This is a genomic window from Brevibacterium sp. HMSC08F02 (assembly GCF_001807555.1).
Lineage (GTDB): Bacteria > Actinomycetota > Actinomycetes > Actinomycetales > Brevibacteriaceae > Brevibacterium > Brevibacterium ravenspurgense.
In genome coordinates this window covers 33,132-48,398 of sequence record NZ_KV789354.1, presented here as the reverse complement: position 1 = coordinate 48,398, position 15,267 = coordinate 33,132, and the positions used below count along the sequence as shown (strand labels likewise).

The 15,267-nt window shown below is 63.5% G+C and carries 14 protein-coding genes; 2 read left to right on the top strand and 12 right to left on the bottom strand.

Annotation, left to right across the window (positions count from 1 at the left end):
* Window positions 1-1,126: 1,126 nt before the first annotated feature.
* The 10 genes from HMPREF3172_RS04990 to HMPREF3172_RS04945 all read right to left on the bottom strand — a co-directional run bounded on the left by HMPREF3172_RS04990 (window position 1,127) and on the right by HMPREF3172_RS04945 (window position 8,438).
* Complete coding sequence (locus tag HMPREF3172_RS04990; protein ID WP_019174298.1) at window positions 1,127-1,411, bottom strand: HU family DNA-binding protein; 285 nt, start codon at window positions 1,409-1,411, stop codon at window positions 1,127-1,129.
* 58 nt (window positions 1,412-1,469) lie between these two features.
* Window positions 1,470-1,775: a 30S ribosomal protein S14 gene (gene rpsN, locus HMPREF3172_RS04985; protein WP_019174297.1), complete on the bottom strand. Its 306-nt coding sequence runs from the start codon at window positions 1,773-1,775 to the stop codon at window positions 1,470-1,472.
* Window positions 1,776-1,781: 6 nt separating this feature from the next.
* Window positions 1,782-1,949 (bottom strand): 50S ribosomal protein L33, encoded by a 168-nt coding sequence (rpmG, locus tag HMPREF3172_RS04980; RefSeq protein WP_019174296.1) that lies wholly within the window; start codon window positions 1,947-1,949, stop codon window positions 1,782-1,784.
* Window positions 1,949-2,185 (bottom strand): 50S ribosomal protein L28, encoded by a 237-nt coding sequence (rpmB, locus tag HMPREF3172_RS04975; protein WP_019174295.1) that lies wholly within the window; start codon window positions 2,183-2,185, stop codon window positions 1,949-1,951. Before rpmB ends, rpmG begins: the two co-directional genes overlap by 1 nt.
* A gap of 373 nt (window positions 2,186-2,558) precedes the next feature.
* Entirely contained in the window at window positions 2,559-3,893 is a 1,335-nt protein-coding gene (locus tag HMPREF3172_RS04970; RefSeq protein ID WP_070515879.1) for a dihydrolipoamide acetyltransferase family protein, read from the bottom strand.
* An 8-nt stretch (window positions 3,894-3,901) separates the two neighbouring features.
* Complete coding sequence (locus HMPREF3172_RS04965) at window positions 3,902-4,867, bottom strand: alpha-ketoacid dehydrogenase subunit beta (protein ID WP_070516093.1); 966 nt, start codon at window positions 4,865-4,867, stop codon at window positions 3,902-3,904.
* A 32-nt stretch (window positions 4,868-4,899) separates the two neighbouring features.
* Window positions 4,900-6,048, bottom strand: coding sequence for a pyruvate dehydrogenase (acetyl-transferring) E1 component subunit alpha (pdhA, locus tag HMPREF3172_RS04960; RefSeq protein ID WP_061944717.1), 1,149 nt, complete (start codon window positions 6,046-6,048; stop codon window positions 4,900-4,902).
* A 145-nt stretch (window positions 6,049-6,193) separates the two neighbouring features.
* On the bottom strand, window positions 6,194-7,600 hold the full coding sequence (locus HMPREF3172_RS04955) for a PGAP1-like alpha/beta domain-containing protein (protein WP_070515877.1): 1,407 nt from the start codon (window positions 7,598-7,600) through the stop codon (window positions 6,194-6,196).
* A complete protein-coding gene (locus HMPREF3172_RS04950) occupies window positions 7,597-8,232 on the bottom strand; it encodes a hypothetical protein (RefSeq protein WP_070515875.1) in 636 nt (211 codons plus the stop codon). The genes HMPREF3172_RS04955 and HMPREF3172_RS04950 overlap by 4 nt, the downstream gene beginning before the upstream one ends.
* Window positions 8,229-8,438, bottom strand: a complete 210-nt coding sequence (locus HMPREF3172_RS04945; protein WP_141741580.1) for a hypothetical protein — start codon at window positions 8,436-8,438, stop codon at window positions 8,229-8,231. The genes HMPREF3172_RS04950 and HMPREF3172_RS04945 overlap by 4 nt, the downstream gene beginning before the upstream one ends.
* Before the next feature lie 141 nt (window positions 8,439-8,579).
* On the opposite strand from HMPREF3172_RS04945, the gene recQ reads away from it, so the two are divergent.
* Window positions 8,580-10,412: a DNA helicase RecQ gene (recQ, locus tag HMPREF3172_RS04940; protein ID WP_070515871.1), complete on the top strand. Its 1,833-nt coding sequence runs from the start codon at window positions 8,580-8,582 to the stop codon at window positions 10,410-10,412.
* A gap of 7 nt (window positions 10,413-10,419) precedes the next feature.
* Entirely contained in the window at window positions 10,420-11,853 is a 1,434-nt protein-coding gene (purB, locus tag HMPREF3172_RS04935) for an adenylosuccinate lyase (protein WP_070515869.1), read from the top strand.
* A gap of 126 nt (window positions 11,854-11,979) precedes the next feature.
* Here the strand turns inward: purB and HMPREF3172_RS04930 are convergent, their stop codons facing one another.
* Complete coding sequence (locus HMPREF3172_RS04930) at window positions 11,980-13,632, bottom strand: aldolase/citrate lyase/malate synthase family protein (protein ID WP_070515867.1); 1,653 nt, start codon at window positions 13,630-13,632, stop codon at window positions 11,980-11,982.
* A 156-nt stretch (window positions 13,633-13,788) separates the two neighbouring features.
* Entirely contained in the window at window positions 13,789-15,063 is a 1,275-nt protein-coding gene (aceA, locus tag HMPREF3172_RS04925; protein WP_062022969.1) for an isocitrate lyase, read from the bottom strand.
* Between the last annotated feature and the right edge of the window lie 204 nt (window positions 15,064-15,267).

The following is a 15,267-nucleotide window of genomic DNA, read 5'->3' as shown; positions in this document are numbered from 1 at the left end:
TTACTGCTAAAGCGCAGATCCCGGCTAACGGGTGCCTCCTTGCGGCTAACGGGTGGATCCGTGCCTAAAGCGCAGATCCCGGCCGCCGGGTGCCCGCGGCCAGCAACAAGCCCCCTCCCACCACGAACACGAGGCGCCGCTCCCCTGACCACCAGCACCCACCTCCGCGACCCGGCACCTCGGCCGTTTCCTGCAGCCAGCCCAACCTGACACCTCGGCGCCTCGCCCCACTTCCAGCAACCACCCACGCTTTAGCAACAAAAACTCCCCTTAGCAGTCACTGCTAAGCCGCAGAAACCGGCTAACGGGTGTCCCCTTGCGGTTAACGGGTGGATCCGTGCCTAAAGCGCAGAATCCGGCCACCGGCCCCTCCTCCAGCGTCCGCCCACGCTTTAGCAACAAAAACTCCCGTTAGCAGTTACTGCTAAAGCGCAGATCCCGGCTAACGGGTGTCCCCTTGCGGCTAACGGGTGGATTCGCGGCTAAAGCGCAGATCCCGGCCGCCGGGTGCCCCCAGCGCCAAATGACCCCAGGAATCCAGCAGCCCCACCAGCAGCCCCTCCAGCGCACAAGCAGCACAAACCAGCAACCACCCAACCAAACGCCTCGACGCCTCGCCCCACTTCCAGCAGCCAGCCACGCTTTAGCAACAAAAACTCCCGTTAGCAGTTACTGCTAAGCCGCAGATCCCGGCTAACGGGTGCCCCCGTGCGACTAACGGGTGGATTCGTGCCTAAGCCGCAGAAACCGGCCACCGGCCCCTCCTCCAGCGTCCGCCCACGCCTTAGCAACAAAAACTCCCGTTAGCCGCTACTGCTAAAGCGCAGATCCCGGCTAACGCGTGTCCCCTTGCGGCTAACGAGTGGATCCGTGGCCAAGCCGCAGATCCCGGCTAACGGGTGCCCCCAGCGCCAAATGACCCCAGGAATCCAGCAGCCCCACCAACAGCCCCTCCAGCGCACAAGCAACACAAACCAGCAACCACCCCACCAAACCCACCCCAAACCGCACACACAAAACAACGAGGGGACCCCGACACACGTCGGGATCCCCTCGCGAGCGCTCTCCGCTGCGCCTAAGCGCCGCGGTCAGAGCTCAAGAACGTTGAAGTCCTCAGTCTGCTTGATCAGGGCTTGCCTGCAGCAGCCTTGAGCTTCGAACCAGCCGAAAGCTTCACGGAGTAGCCAGCGGGAATCTGGATTTCCTCGCCGGTCTGCGGGTTGCGGCCCTTGCGAGCTGCACGTTCGGTGCGCTCAACGGACAGCCAGCCCGGGATGGTGAGCTTTTCGCCCTTGCTGACGACATCTGCGAAGGCGTCGAAGACACCATCGAGAACGTCGGAGACCTGCTTCTGGGTCAGGCCGGACTTGTCTGCAACTTCTGCGACAAGCTCGCTGCGGTTCTTAGCCATAAGAACGTCCTCCTCTAGGACTTAGGTTTCGGTATAACCGAGACGAACAGGAAAAACCTTACCAGCTCGACTTGGTAACGCCGGGAAGCTCGCCCTTGTGGGCCATTTCCCGGAAGCGAACACGGGAAACACCGAACTTGCGGAGGTAACCGCGCGGACGACCGTCAACCTGGTCGCGGTTGCGCAGACGGACCGGCGAAGCATCGCGGGGCAGCTTCTGCAGACCCAGGCGTGCTTCCTCGCGCTGTTCGTCGGTGGAATCGGGGTGAACCAGCTGACGCTTGAGTTCGGCGCGGCGTTCAGCGTAGCGCTCGACGATGGCCTGGCGCTGCTTTTCGCGTGCGATCTTAGACTTCTTAGCCATTGACTATCAGCGCTCCTCGCGGAATTCGACGTGCTTGCGGACCACTGGGTCGTACTTCTTCATGACGATGCGGTCGGGGGTGTTGCGGCGGTTCTTCTTGGTCACGTAGGTGTAACCGGTTCCGGCCGTTGACTTCAGCTTGATGATGGGGCGTACGTCCTGTGCTTTTGCCATCAGAGCTTCACTCCCTTAGCGATGAGCTCGTTGACCACAGCGTCAATGCCGCGCGCGTCAATGACCTTGATGCCGCGGGTCGAAACCGTCAGCGTGACCTTGCGGCGCAACGACGGCACGTAGTAGCGCTTCTTCTGAATGTTGATGTCGAACCGACGACGGGTGCGGCGGTTCGAGTGGGAGACGTTGTTCCCAAAACCAGGGGTGGCCCCGGTTACCTGGCAGACTGCTGCCATGACTCTCCTCCAGTTGACTTCTGCCGGCGGCGTTGTCCTCGCATTAAGTGCGTGAGGGCAGCCGCCGAGACATCTTCACAGTTCCACCGGGCTCGTTCCCCTGTCGGCGTTCGCGCCGACGTGAACACAGCGGTGGTTGCTCTTTGCCCGGTGAAGGGCTTGTGCGAAACCTCGGGGTGGATAGTCCCTAGTTCCGACGATGTCTCACCAGCGTGTGTCAGGCCTGTGAGAGAAGGGCCTGTGCTCAGCATCGCTGTGTGAGCGCGTTGGGGCACAATTCGGCCACAACAGGGAATTATTCTAAACCGATGCGCGCCGATGCGCCAAATCGGACTGCAGCTCTGGTACAGCCGAGGCGCATCGGCACCGCACCTTAGGCCAGCATGACCGCCGGGTCTTCGAGTGCGCGACCCACATCGGCGAGGAACTTCGAGATGATCTCGCCGTCGACCAGCCTGTGGTCTGCAGACACTGCCAGCGTGGTGATTTCGCGCGGCACGATTTCTCCGTCGACAACCCACGGGCGCTGGCGCACCTGGCCGAAGGCGAGGATGGCGGCCTCGCCGGGGTTGATGATGGGTGTTCCGGCATCCACGCCGAACACTCCGACGTTGGTGATGGTGATGGTTCCGCCGGTCTGCGCAACCGGGGTGGTCCGGCCGTCGCGCGCGGTGAGTGCCAGTTCGCGGATCTCTCCGGCAAGCTGACCCAGTCCCATCGCGTGGGCGTCCTTGATGTTCGGCACGACCAGGCCGCGCGGCGTTGCTGCCGCAATGCCCAGGTTGACGTAGTGCTTGACGACGATTTCGTCGCCCTCCAGCGAACTGTTGATCCGCGGGTTGCGGGCAACAGCCCAGGTCACAGCCTTGGCAACGACTGCCAGCGGCGACAACTTCACATCGCCGAGAACGCCGGAGGCCTTGAAGCGGCGCACCAGTTCCATCGTGGCGGTCATGTCCACGTCGAGGAACTCGGTGACGTGCGGCGCGGTGAACGCCGAATCGACCATGGCCTGCGCCATGAACTTGGTGACGCCCTTGAACGGGATGCGCTCTTCGGTTCCCGGTGCGGCAGCAGCTGCCGAGGTGCCGGTCGCCGGGGCGGCCGCGGTGCTCGTCTGCCCGCTTTCCATGAAGTTCATGAGGTCGGCGCGGGTGACGATGCCGCCTTCGCCGGTTGCCGGGACATCGGCGAGGTTGATGCCGTTGTCCTTTGCGAGTTTGCGCACGGGCGGCTTGGCCAGGGCGTGTCCGGCACGGGCCGGGGCGGCCGGTTCCGGCTGGGCTGCCGGCTTGGCTTCAGCTGCTGGGGCCGCTGCCGGCGCTGCCGCCGGAGCCTGCTGTCCCTTGCGGGGGCGGCGGCGCTTGGACTGCGCGGTCGTTCCGTAGCCCACGAGGTTAGGGCCGGAGCCTTCATCGTCTGCGCTGTCATCGGCAGCGTCCGCTGCAGGAGTGTCACCGGATGCGGAGCCATCGCCTTCGAACTGGAGGATCGGCGTGCCGACTTCGACGGTCTGGCCTTCCTCTACCAGCAGCTTGGCGATCACACCGGCGTGCGGGCTGGGCAGTTCGACGAGCGATTTAGCGGTTTCGATTTCGACGAGGATCTGGTTGACCGTGACGGTGTCGCCTGCGGCGACCTTCCACGAAATGATGTCAGCTTCGGTCAGCCCCTCGCCCGGGTCGGGCAGGAGAAATGTGTCTGTCATTGGGTTCCTTAGAAGTCCATAGCGCGGTCGACGGCATCGAGAATGCGGTCAAGGTCGGGCAGGTAGTGCTGTTCGAGCTTCGAACCGGGGTACGGGGCGTGCGGTGCGCCGACTCGCAGTACGGGAGCTTCGAGGTGGTAGAAGCAGCGTTCGCTGATCCGTGCGGCGATTTCCGACCCCAGGCCCAGGAAGACGGGGGCTTCATGGGCGACTACCAGACGGCCCGTCTTCTTCACGGACTCTTCGATAACCGGGAAGTCGATGGGGTTGAGACCGCGCAGGTCGACGACTTCAAGGTCAACGCCTTCTTCGGCAGCGGCAGCCGCAGCGTCGAGCGCCTGCGGAACGAGCGGACCGTAGGCCACGAGCGTGCAGTCCTTGCCGGGGCGGGCGATCTGCGCGCTGTAGGCGGTGGTGGCGGGGTTCTCAAGGTCGACGTCGCCGCGCAGCCAATACTGGCGCTTGGGCTCGAAGAAGATAACCGGATCGGGGCTCTTGATGGCTTCCTGGATCATCCAGTAGGCATCGTTCGCATTCGACGGCGTCATAATCTTGAGCCCTGCATGGTGGGCGAAGACCGTTTCGGGGCTTTCCGAGTGGTGTTCGGGCGAGCCGATGCCACCGCCGTAGGGGATGCGGATGACGACCGGCACATTGAGCTTTCCGCGGGTGCGCGCGTGGAGCTTCGCCAGCTGGGTCACGATCTGGTCGTAGGCCGGGAAGACAAACGCGTCGAACTGGATTTCGACAACCGGACGGTAGCCGCGGATGGCCATGCCGATTGCGGTGCCGACAATGCCGGATTCGGCCAGTGGGGCGTCGATGACGCGCTGTTCGCCGAAGTCCTTCTGGATGCCTTCTGTCACACGGAAGACACCGCCGAGCTTGCCGATGTCCTCACCGATGAGAACGACCTTGGAGTCTTCTTCCATGGCCTTGCGAAGGCCCGCGGTGATGCCCTTGGACAGGGGCATCTTCTGGATCGAGTCGAGGGTGGAAGCTGCGGTCACAGTGCACCTTCCTCTGCAAACGAGTCGAGGTATTCGAGGTACTCGCGCTGTTCGGCTTCGATGAGAGGGTGCTTTTCGACGAACACGGAGTCGAACATTTCTGACGGTGCCGGAGGTTCCATGGCCATGCAGGCCGCGCGGATGCGGGCTGCGAGAGCATCCGCTTCTTCGTCGATCTCATCGAAGAACTTCTGGTCGGCGTAGTCCTCGTGGTGCAGGAAGCGGCGAACCCTGTCGATCGGGTCCTTTTCGAGCCACGATTCCGTCAGTGCGTCTGAACGGTACTTGGTGGGGTCGTCAGCCGTGGTGTGTGCGCCCATGCGGTAGGTGAACGCTTCGATCAGCATGGGGCCCAGGCCTGCGCGAATCGAGTCGGCGCTGGCCTTCGCCACGGAGTACATGGCCAGAACGTCGTTGCCGTCGACGCGCACACCGGGCACACCGAAGCCGGTTCCGCGCTTGAACAGCGGGGCTGCCATCTGTGCGGAGTTCGGTTCCGAAATGGCGAACTGGTTGTTCTGGATGAAGAACAGGACGGGTGCGTGGAAGACCGCTGCGAAGTTGAGGCCTTCCGAAACGTCGCCCTGGCTGGTTGCACCGTCGCCCATGCAGGCGACCGAGATGGTGTCGCGGTCGAGGTCGCCGGTGGCGACGTCGCCGTCGAACTTCACGCCCATGGCGTAGCCGGTGGCGTGCAGAACCTGCGAGCCGATGACGATCGTGTAGGTGTGGAAGCGGTTTTCCTGCGGGTCCCAGCCGCCGTGGTGCTGGCCGCGGAACATGCCCAGCAGCGTTTCGGGTTCAACCCCGCGGCACCATGCCAGACCGTGTTCACGGTAGGTGGGGAAGACGAAGTCCTGTTTGCGCAGTGCGCGGCCCAGTCCGATCTGTGCGGCTTCCTGGCCTTTGAGCGGTGCCCACAGGCCCAGCTGTCCCTGACGCTGCAGGGCATTGCCCTCTGCGTCTACTCGACGGATGAGCACCATGTCCCGGTAGAACTCCCGCATGTCCTCGCCTGTGAGGTCTGCTGCGTAGGAATCGTACTCTCCGGAGCGGACTCGCTTGCCTTCTGGCGAAAGCATCTGAATCATCGGACGATCTGAATCTTGTGCAGTATTGGTGTTGCCTGCGAGATTCGAAGTCATAGCTTCTCCTCTAGTCGTGGCCGAGTGGCTTGTGGCCTCTTTGCCATACCAACCGAGCGCTCGGCTGTTCGCCTAGGCGTCGGTGACGCGTTTCACATTGTGAACACAATCTAACGGAAGTGACGACCTATGCCAAGATGAGCGCTTATTTTTCCTTCCGGACCCCTTCGAATTCGCGTGACTCTTCGACCGTGCCGCCAAGAAAACCGCGGTTGTCTTTCGAAAACTGCACAACATCGGGCTGTCGACTCTTCTCGAGATCGCGGATGACCTCAGTGTACGCGTCAGAGGAGTGCGCGCCCAGCGGACTGTCGACGGGTGGTGAGTCGGCGATGATTGTGGTCCAGTTGCGCTTGTCGGGATTGTCAGTGCCGTCGAGTGCCGGAATCACGTCCCGGTCCTGTTCGATGGACAGCACCTTGGTGTTGCCGACGTCGAAGCGCCCGATGGGGCTGCCGACCGTGACCACCTGCCTCACGTTCGCCTGTTTGCGGAATTCGGGATCGGCCGCCAACGATGCCGCGACAATCCCGCCCTGCGAATATCCGACGAGCATGATTTCGTCATCCGGCCCGATGCCGCTTTCCTTTATTGCCGTCCTCACCACGTGGCGCATGGCGGATTCGCGCTGGGCCATGGTCTGCACGTTCGTAGCGGTGTCCGTTGTGTTGCGCCCTCCTTTGACACTCCAGTCAGTTGTTGCGGGCACATACACGATGTAGCGCTTCTTCCCGTCCGGCCCGCGCACGGCGTCCACCCGAACCCTGCCGTTGTCGCGCCCGGAGTGCGCAGCGACTTCACGTTCGTAAAGACCTGACAGGGAACGCGGCGACCCACCGGGCGTCGCCTTGTGGGAGCGGACCTCCGGCGGTTCTGTCGGGAAGGCTCCGCTGGCTTCGCCCGTCCTGGCCAGGGAGCGCGTGAGCGGTCCGGCTCGCATCGCGTCGATGATCGGAGGCAGCGGGGGCAATCCGAACAGGCCGGTGGCGAAACCGGAAAGTCCCGAATCGAGGACTCTGCTGAAAGCGCTCGTGTTGTTTGCCAGCGCCTGTTCAAAGATCCCGCGGGCTGCTGCCATGGCCTTCTTGCCGAATTCGGGGCTGTTGCCGGTGGCAAGCGTGACGAGGCCGTCGGCCACCGCAATCCATCCGGCCGCTGTCAGCGCTGCGATGACCGCCGGCACCGCCCATAGGGGTGCTGTCACCCGCACTGCGACACCCAGTCCCCAGCCGGCGGCCCAACTGCCGATCTGCTGCGCCGCTCGGGCCGCGGAATCCGCCGTTTCATAGCCTGCTGCCGCCAGCAGCGCCTGCGTGCCGAGCTTCGTAATGCTGTCACTGAGCCCGCGTGTGCGCATGAAGAACGCAGTGCAGGCGTATTCAACCTTCGCCCACGTCACTGGCGAATCCAGCAGTGAACTCACGCCCGGCGGCGGTGGGGTTGCCCGTACAAGGTCTCCGACGGTGCCGCCCAGACTTTCCAGCGCACCGCCGGCACTGCGAATGTTTTCCAGTCGGGCAGAGAATCCGCGCTCACCTCCGATGACCCTCATGATTCGACCCATTCATAAGCCGCGGCGAGCGCTGCGTCGAGAACCGCGACAGTGGCAGCGGGGCGGTCGGCGGCCGTGAATTCGACGTACTCGAAAACGTGTCCCGGCTGGCCTTCAGGCGTAAGCGCACCCACGGCGAAAACGCCGTCACTGTAGCCGGCGGCGAGTATGTCGCCGAATATCTGCGGAAGGTCACCCAGATCGCAGAAGGTTCCCCGCAGCAGGCGTCCGCGCACGGCCTCACCCAGGTCTGCCGGAACACCGTCGGCGCCTAAATCACCGCTGTCCCGACGCACGATGACCGCGGCGGTTGCCGGATCGAACACCGCGTGGATTACCAGCGTGCCCGGCGGCCCCCACGCACACGCGGAAAAGACAAAGGGGCTCGAGGCGAAGGCCACTGCGAACGCAAGCTCAGCACCGTCGACGGGCTCCCCAGGGGAGCCCTCCCCACCAGCACCCACTCCACCAGCACCCGAGGTGCCACTCCCCTCCCCCGGAACCGGCACCTCGTCAGCTGGATCACCAAGATCCGGGTCCAAGAGGGCCGGCACGACCCCGAGTGGCAGGAGCGCGACGAGGTCCGGCGGCAAATCGGCAAAAGCGCGAGGATCAAGATCCAGCCACGTCATGGCGCCACCTGCCTGACGTGCTCGGCGAAGGCGAGCACGACCTCACCTGCCATGCGTTCAGCCTCAGAGCAGGCTCGTGCGCGTTCCCGCAGCTGCCAGCGGAAGGCGTCAGCCGCCGCGCCCTCCCAGTAATCGGGGTCGGCGGCGGCGACAGCCCGTGCCAACACCGCCCATTCGCCGCTGGCGGCTTCCCATTGCTTCATCATTGCGTGCAGTTCGTCCATGGCCCGATCTTCTGCACCGCCGCCCCACAGCCACCAAATCCTGCAGCGCCCTGTGGACAAGCGCGCAGTTGTCCACAGCCGGTCGACACTCAGCCGCACACTCCCCAGCAACACGGATAGGGTGTGCCCGTGACTGCCGAACAGCGAACCCCCGCCGAAGTTCTCGATTCCGTCTTCGGCTATTCGTCATTTCGGGGCCAGCAGGAAGAGATCATCGATCACCTATGCACAGGCGGTGACGCGGTAGTCCTCATGCCCACCGGCGGCGGGAAGTCGCTGTGCTACCAGATTCCGGCCCTCGTGCGCCCCGGGACCGGCGTGGTCATTTCGCCCCTCATCGCGCTCATGGAGGACCAGGTCCTGGCCCTCGAAGCGCTCGGGGTCAAGGCCGCCTACCTCAATTCGAGCCTGAGCCCAGAAGAGGCTCACGAGGTGCAGGCCCGCTTCCGCTCGGGTGCTTTGGATCTTCTGTACTTGGCTCCCGAAAGGCTCGTCCAAGAAAGGACGCTTCGCCTCCTCGAACAGACAGAGGTTTCGCTGTTTGCCATTGATGAAGCGCACTGTGTGTCCCAGTGGGGTCATGATTTTCGGACTGACTACCTGGGTTTGTCGGTTCTGCATGAGCGTTTTCCCACCGTGCCGCGTGTCGCACTGACGGCAACCGCCGCCCCGGCTGCCCATGATGAACTGACGCGGCGGTTGGCCATGGGTGAGGCGCGTCATTTTGTTTCGAGTTTTGATCGGCCGAACATTCAGTACCGGATTGCCGAGAAGACGTCCCCGCGCCGGCAGCTGGTGCAGCTGATCAAGGATGAGCATCCGGGTGAGGCGGGCATTGTCTACTGTCTGTCGCGCAAGTCGACGGAGCAGTTTGCGGACTACCTGTGTGAGCAGGGCATTGATGCGCTTGCCTATCACGCGGGTTTGCCGCAGGAGGAGCGTTCGGCCCGGCAGGCCCGATTCCTGCGGGAGGACGGCGTTGTCATGGTCGCCACGATTGCGTTCGGCATGGGCATTGACAAACCGGATGTGCGCTTTGTTGCCCACGTGGATCTGCCGAAGTCCGTTGAGGGCTATTACCAGGAAACGGGCCGTGCTGGCCGTGATGGTCTGCCGGCGACCGCGTGGATGGTGTACGGCTTGGGCGATGTGGTTGCTCAGCGCAGGCTGATCAGTCAGTCGGAGGGTTCGCCGCAGCACCGGCAGAACTTGAGCCGGCATTTGGATTCGATGCTGGCCCTGTGTGAGTCGCTCACGTGCCGCCGACAGCAGATTCTGCAGTACTTCGGCGAGGAATCCGGCCCGTGCGGCAACTGCGATACGTGCCTTCATCCGCCGCAGGCGTGGGATGCGACGGTGGCGGTGCAGATGCTGCTGTCGACCATCATCCGCTTGGAGCGCGAGCGGGGTCAGCGGTTCGGCACGGGGCAGATCATCGATGTGCTGCGCGGCAAGAACAATCCGCGCTCGGACGAATCTGACCACAAGAGCCTGTCGGTGTGGGGCATCGGCGCTGATCTGAGCGAAGCCCAGTGGCGTTCGGTGTTCAGGCAGACCACGGCCCGCGGCTGGACGGTGCCGGTCGGCGAGTACGGCGTGTTCATGGTTGATTCTTCTGCCGACCCGGTGCTGCGCGGTGAGGTCAGGGTCGAACTGGCCAAGCCGAAGAGGCAGACCAAGGCGAGCTCCGCCTCGTCAGGGGGTGTGCGGAAGTACCACCTGACAGAAGACCAGGAGGAGATCTTCAACCGGCTGCGCGCCTGGCGGAAGACCACCGCCGCAGGCTCAGGTGTCCCCGCATACGTGGTGTTCCCGGATGCGGCGCTCATGCACATTGCGATTGCCCAGCCGCAGTCGCTGGCTGCTCTGCGGAAGGTCAGCGGGGTCGGCGACAAAAAGCTCGAGGCGTATGGAACCGAGGTCGTGGAAATCGTCACCGGAGCGGACGTGGGATGATGGGGCTATGACTCGCGTGACTTTGGCTGATCTTGACCCCGCTATTGCCCTGAGCCCGCTTGATGGCCGCTATCGTGCCGATGCGGCGGGCCTCGTCGACTACCTGTCTGAGGCCGCGCTCAACCGCGACCGCATCCACGTGGAAGTGGAGTGGCTGATCCACCTGTCTGAAAACGGCGTGATCGACGGTGTGCGCGCTGTGACGGAAGAAGAGAAGGCCGGCCTGCGCGGTCTGGTCGAGAACTTTGACGCTGACACGATTGCCAAGCTCAAGGACATTGAGAAGGTCACGGTGCATGACGTCAAGGCCGTCGAGTACGTCATCAAGGACCGTCTGGCTGAGCTGGGCGGGGATGATCTGCGCGAGTTCGTGCACTTCTGCTGCACGTCCGAAGACATCAACAACCTGTCCTACGCCCTGGGGCTCAAGGGCGCGGTGGAAAACCAGTGGCTGCCGCGGGCGGAAGCTCTCATTGATCAGCTGACGGACATGGCGCAGGAACTCGCGGACGTTCCTATGCTCGCCCACACGCACGGTCAGCCGGCTACGCCTACCACCATGGGCAAGGAAATCGCGGTGACCGCGCACCGTCTGGCCCGCCAGTTCAAGCGGGTGAAGAACACCGTCTACCTGGGCAAGATCAACGGTGCAACCGGCACCTACGCAGCCCACTCAGTCGCGGTTCCCGGCGCTGACTGGCCGGAGATCGCCCGCAGCTTCGTGGAAGACCGCCTGGGGCTTACGTTCAACCCGCTGACCACGCAGATCGAATCGCATGACTTCCAGGCGGAGCTGTACTCCGACATCGACAGGTTCAACCGGATCGCCCACAACCTGGCGACGGACTTCTGGACCTACATTTCGATGAACTACTTCAAGCAGATTCCTGTTGAGGGTGCGACCGGTTCTTCGACGATGCCGCACAAGGTCAACCCCATCCGCTTTGAGAACGCAGAAGCGAACCTCGAAGTGTCCTGCGCTCTGCTGAACACCCTGGCTGACACGCTTGTCACCAGCCGTCTGCAGCGCGATCTGACGGACTCCACCATGCAGCGCAACATCGGTGTGGCGTTCGGCCACTCGATCCTGGCGATGAACAACCTGGTCAAGGGCCTGAAGATGCTCGACATCAACCAGGAAGAGCTCAACGCCGACCTCGAAGGCAACTGGGAAGTGCTCGGCGAAGCCGTCCAGTCGGTCATGCGCGCGGCCTACCTGCGCGGTGTTCCCGGCATGGAAAACCCCTACGAAAAACTCAAGGAGCTCACGCGCGGCCACCGCATCGGCCAGGCTGACCTGCAGGAATTCACTGCGGGCCTGGGTCTGCCGGAAGACGACGCCGAGCGTCTGAAGGAGCTGCGCCCGCAGACGTACATCGGTCAGGCCCGCCAGCTTGCCGCCGATCACGCCGAACGCTGGAGCGCGCTGAAGAACGGCTGACCGTTCCACTCACTCCCTGCTGACCCCAGCAAAAACTGACGAGGTGCCGCTCACCTGGAGCGGCACCTCGTCAGTTTTTCTGTGTGTGCGGTTCTGTGTGTTTCGGTTCCGTGCGCGAGAACCGGATCACGAGGCCCGGCGTGCGGCCCGCTCCACGAGGAAGCGGTCATAGGCCAGCCGCACGAAGGACTCCGTGAAATCTGGGTGGTCGACGGTTTCGCGCAGCATGTCCGCGATTTCGTGGAAGTAGTCGGCGGCGTGCAGCGGCACAACCGCGAGTTCTTCCGCGACAGCACGCGTGAAGACCGTCGTGTCGAAGGTCCGGCCGTCAGTGAGCTCGACGCTGTTGCGCAGCCACTGCCACAGCTGACTGTGGGACAGTTCCGCCGCGGCGGTGCCGATGATTCGGCCGTCTTCGCGGTACTCGCCCAGACCCGACAGGTAGGTGTCGGTGTAGCCGAGCACGCGGCGGATGTTGGCGTGAACATCGTCGATGCTGATGTTCGGGGTGCGGGCACCCACGATGAGGGCGGTGCGGCCAGGATCAGTGGTCGGCTGGGTTTCGCCGGCGGCCACGCGGGCGCGGGTGGTGTTCAGGAGTTCGCGGGCTTCTTCCACAAGGGCGGGGTCGCCCACGCGGATGCGAGTCATCTCAGGCCGCGTGGAGTCGTATTCAGCGCTGAACAGGGCGCCGTGTGCTGCGCTGAGAGCTGCCGCGCGGTCCAGCAGAGCGGTAACGGACGGTTCGTCGTAGTTAAGCGTCGTCCAGTCGTCGAACGAAATGTCTGCGAAGTCGCGGGCTGCGGAAATGAGCGAGGACATGTAGGCGCGCACACCGGTTGTGACGGTTTCGCAGTGCTCGCGCAGGGCAAAGAGGATGTCCTCAAGGAAGGACGCACCGCCGAAGGTGTCCACCTGGACGGTGGCGCGGATGAAGCCGCGCTCAAAGCCCATGCGGTCTTCCGCGTAGGCGAAGACGCTGTTCCACAGGGCGGCTTCGGCTGCCGTTTCGATGCCCGGCAGGTGCGCCCGCAGGTGTTCACCGCGCATGTACAGGCCGGCTGCGTTGTGGAAGAAGAACAAGCCGAAGTCAACCAGACCGGCAACTGAGCGGACGCGCCGACCGGAGTCGGACTCCCACACCAGGTGAGCTTCGCGGGCGTGGAGGTCACGCGGGCGGATGCTCACCTTCGGCATCTGCCGAGTGCGGATGCTTACCCGGTGACCGTTGTGCGGATCGACGGCGAAAGCCTCTCCCCGCACAACGGCCCTCAGATTCTGCTGAGCGGTGACGACGTTCTTCCACCGGTGGCTCAAACCGGTGTGGAAGTCAGCCACCCACAGCTGTGCTCCCGAACGCAGCGCGTCGGAAATCTGCTGACCCAGAGCAGGAGCAACCACCTCGACAAAGCCGGTGCTGCGGCTGTCAGTGCCACGGGAGGTGTCGCCCGAGATCCCGGCGGTGCGCGGGACGTCCGCGTCGGCAGTGCCAGTCGGGGTGTCTGGGGAGGAACAGACATCTTGACCGGCGCCGACAACGCGGAAGCCCGGCATCGTGCGCGGATCTTCGTCGGACTCTCCCGAGGCGGACTGGACCGAGACCGGCTGCCCCGAGGCGGGCAGGCGACCCACGTCTGAACGCGACCGGGAGACCTGCCGACCGTGCAGCACTGTGCGCAGTTCGGTCTCGAACTCACTGTGCAGAGCCGCAGCGAACTCGAGAGCCGGAGTGGAGAGCACTCGGCCGAACTCGGAAGTCTGGGTTCCGCGGACAATCATGCGAGACACGGTGTGATCCTTTTCTGGGTTAACGTCGGCCCTGGCAGGGGCTGTGACTTGGCTGCCTCCGTGGGGTGGCTTGGCTGCCGCCGTGGAGTGGCTTGGCTGCCGCCGTGGCTGCCAGAGCCGACGTTCTAGGGGTTCTTCTGACGTGGGTCAGAACTGAGCGGACTCGGTGGAGCCCTTCATTGCGGTGGTCGAGGACTGCGGGTTGATGATGTTGGCAACCTGGTCGAAGTAGTCCACACCGACCTCGCGCTGGTGGCGGGTTGCGGTGTAGCCGCGGTCTTCGGAGCCGAATTCGCGTTCCTGCAGTTCGACGTAGGCCTTCATCTGTTCGCGGGCGTAGCCGTGAGCCAGGTCGAACATCGAGTAGTTGAGCGCGTGGAAGCCGGCCAGGGTGATGAACTGGAACTTGTAGCCCATCGCACCGAGTTCGCGCTGGAACTTGGCGATCGTGGAGTCGTCCAGGTGCTTCTTCCAGTTGAACGAAGGCGAGCAGTTGTAGGACAGCATCTGGTCCGGGTATTCCGCCTTGACGGCTTCTGCGAACTGCTTGGCGACTTCGAGGTCAGGCGTCGAGGTCTCCATCCAGATCATGTCGGAGTACGGAGCGAATGCCTTGGCGCGGGCAATGCAGGGCTCGATGCCGTTCTTCACACGGTAGAAGCCTTCCGCGGTGCGCTCACCCGTGATGTAGGGCTGGTCGCGTTCATCAACGTCCGAGGTGATGAGGGTCGCTGCCTCTGCGTCGGTGCGGGCGATGATGAGCGAGGGCACGTTCTCGACGTCGGCTGCAAGACGGGCCGTGTTGAGGGTGCGGATGTGCTGTGCGGTCGGGATGAGCACCTTGCCGCCCAGGTGACCGCACTTCTTTTCCGAGCCCAGCTGGTCTTCCCAGTGGACACCTGCAGCACCGGCGTTGATCATGCCGCGCATGAGTTCGTACACGTTCAGCGTGCCGCCGAAGCCTGCTTCAGCGTCAGCGACGATCGGAGCGAACCAGTCTTCGACGGTCTTCTTTCCGTCGGCCGTTTCGATCTGGTCGGCGCGCATGAGGGCGTTGTTGATGCGGCGCACAACGGCGGGAACCGAGTTGGCCGGGTACACCGACTGGTCGGGGTAGGTCTGGCCTGCGAGGTTCGCGTCAGCGGCAACCTGCCAACCGGACAGGTAGATGGCCTTCAGACCGGCCTTGACCTGCTGGACGGCCTGGTTACCGGTAAGCGCGCCGAGTGCGTTGACGAAGTCTTCCGTGTTGACCAGTTCCCACAGGCGTTCGGCACCGTGGCGGGCGATGGTGTGCTCTTCGATGAGCGAGCCGCGCAGCTTGACGACGTCTTCAGCCGTGTAGTCGCGTTCGATGCCCTTCCAGCGGGGGTTTTCGTCCCAGTCCTTCTGGATTGCCGAAGCGTTGTGCAGGTCAGTCATGGTTTCTCCTTTGTGAGCCGTTGTGAGCCGTTGCACCGGGGAAGCTGGTGCCTCTGGGGCTGTGCCGTTGTGGCTGTGCCTTGGGCGGTGCTGCCGGTTCCGGTGTTGGATTCAATCTTTCTCTGTGATCCAGGTCTCCGGAAGACTTTCTGAGGAGAATTTCAGCTATTTTTCTGCTGTATAGAAATTACTGTCTTATTTTGC

Excerpts from the sequence above, each read along its gene's own strand:
- HMPREF3172_RS04990 (WP_019174298.1), bottom strand. The coding sequence starts at position 1,411 with ATGGCTAAGAACCGCAGCGAGCTTGTCGCAGAAGTTGCAGACAAGTCC.
- rpsN (WP_019174297.1), bottom strand. The coding sequence starts at position 1,775 with ATGGCTAAGAAGTCTAAGATCGCACGCGAAAAGCAGCGCCAGGCCATC.
- rpmG (WP_019174296.1), bottom strand. The coding sequence starts at position 1,949 with ATGGCAAAAGCACAGGACGTACGCCCCATCATCAAGCTGAAGTCAACG.
- rpmB (WP_019174295.1), bottom strand. The coding sequence starts at position 2,185 with ATGGCAGCAGTCTGCCAGGTAACCGGGGCCACCCCTGGTTTTGGGAAC.
- HMPREF3172_RS04970 (WP_070515879.1), bottom strand. The coding sequence starts at position 3,893 with ATGACAGACACATTTCTCCTGCCCGACCCGGGCGAGGGGCTGACCGAA.
- HMPREF3172_RS04965 (WP_070516093.1), bottom strand. The coding sequence starts at position 4,867 with ATGCCCCTGTCCAAGGGCATCACCGCGGGCCTTCGCAAGGCCATGGAA.
- pdhA (WP_061944717.1), bottom strand. The coding sequence starts at position 6,048 with ATGACTTCGAATCTCGCAGGCAACACCAATACTGCACAAGATTCAGAT.
- HMPREF3172_RS04955 (WP_070515877.1), bottom strand. The coding sequence starts at position 7,600 with ATGAGGGTCATCGGAGGTGAGCGCGGATTCTCTGCCCGACTGGAAAAC.
- HMPREF3172_RS04950 (WP_070515875.1), bottom strand. The coding sequence starts at position 8,232 with ATGACGTGGCTGGATCTTGATCCTCGCGCTTTTGCCGATTTGCCGCCG.
- HMPREF3172_RS04945 (WP_141741580.1), bottom strand. The coding sequence starts at position 8,438 with ATGATGAAGCAATGGGAAGCCGCCAGCGGCGAATGGGCGGTGTTGGCA.
- purB (WP_070515869.1), top strand. The coding sequence starts at position 10,420 with ATGACTCGCGTGACTTTGGCTGATCTTGACCCCGCTATTGCCCTGAGC.
- HMPREF3172_RS04930 (WP_070515867.1), bottom strand. The coding sequence starts at position 13,632 with ATGATTGTCCGCGGAACCCAGACTTCCGAGTTCGGCCGAGTGCTCTCC.
- aceA (WP_062022969.1), bottom strand. The coding sequence starts at position 15,063 with ATGACTGACCTGCACAACGCTTCGGCAATCCAGAAGGACTGGGACGAA.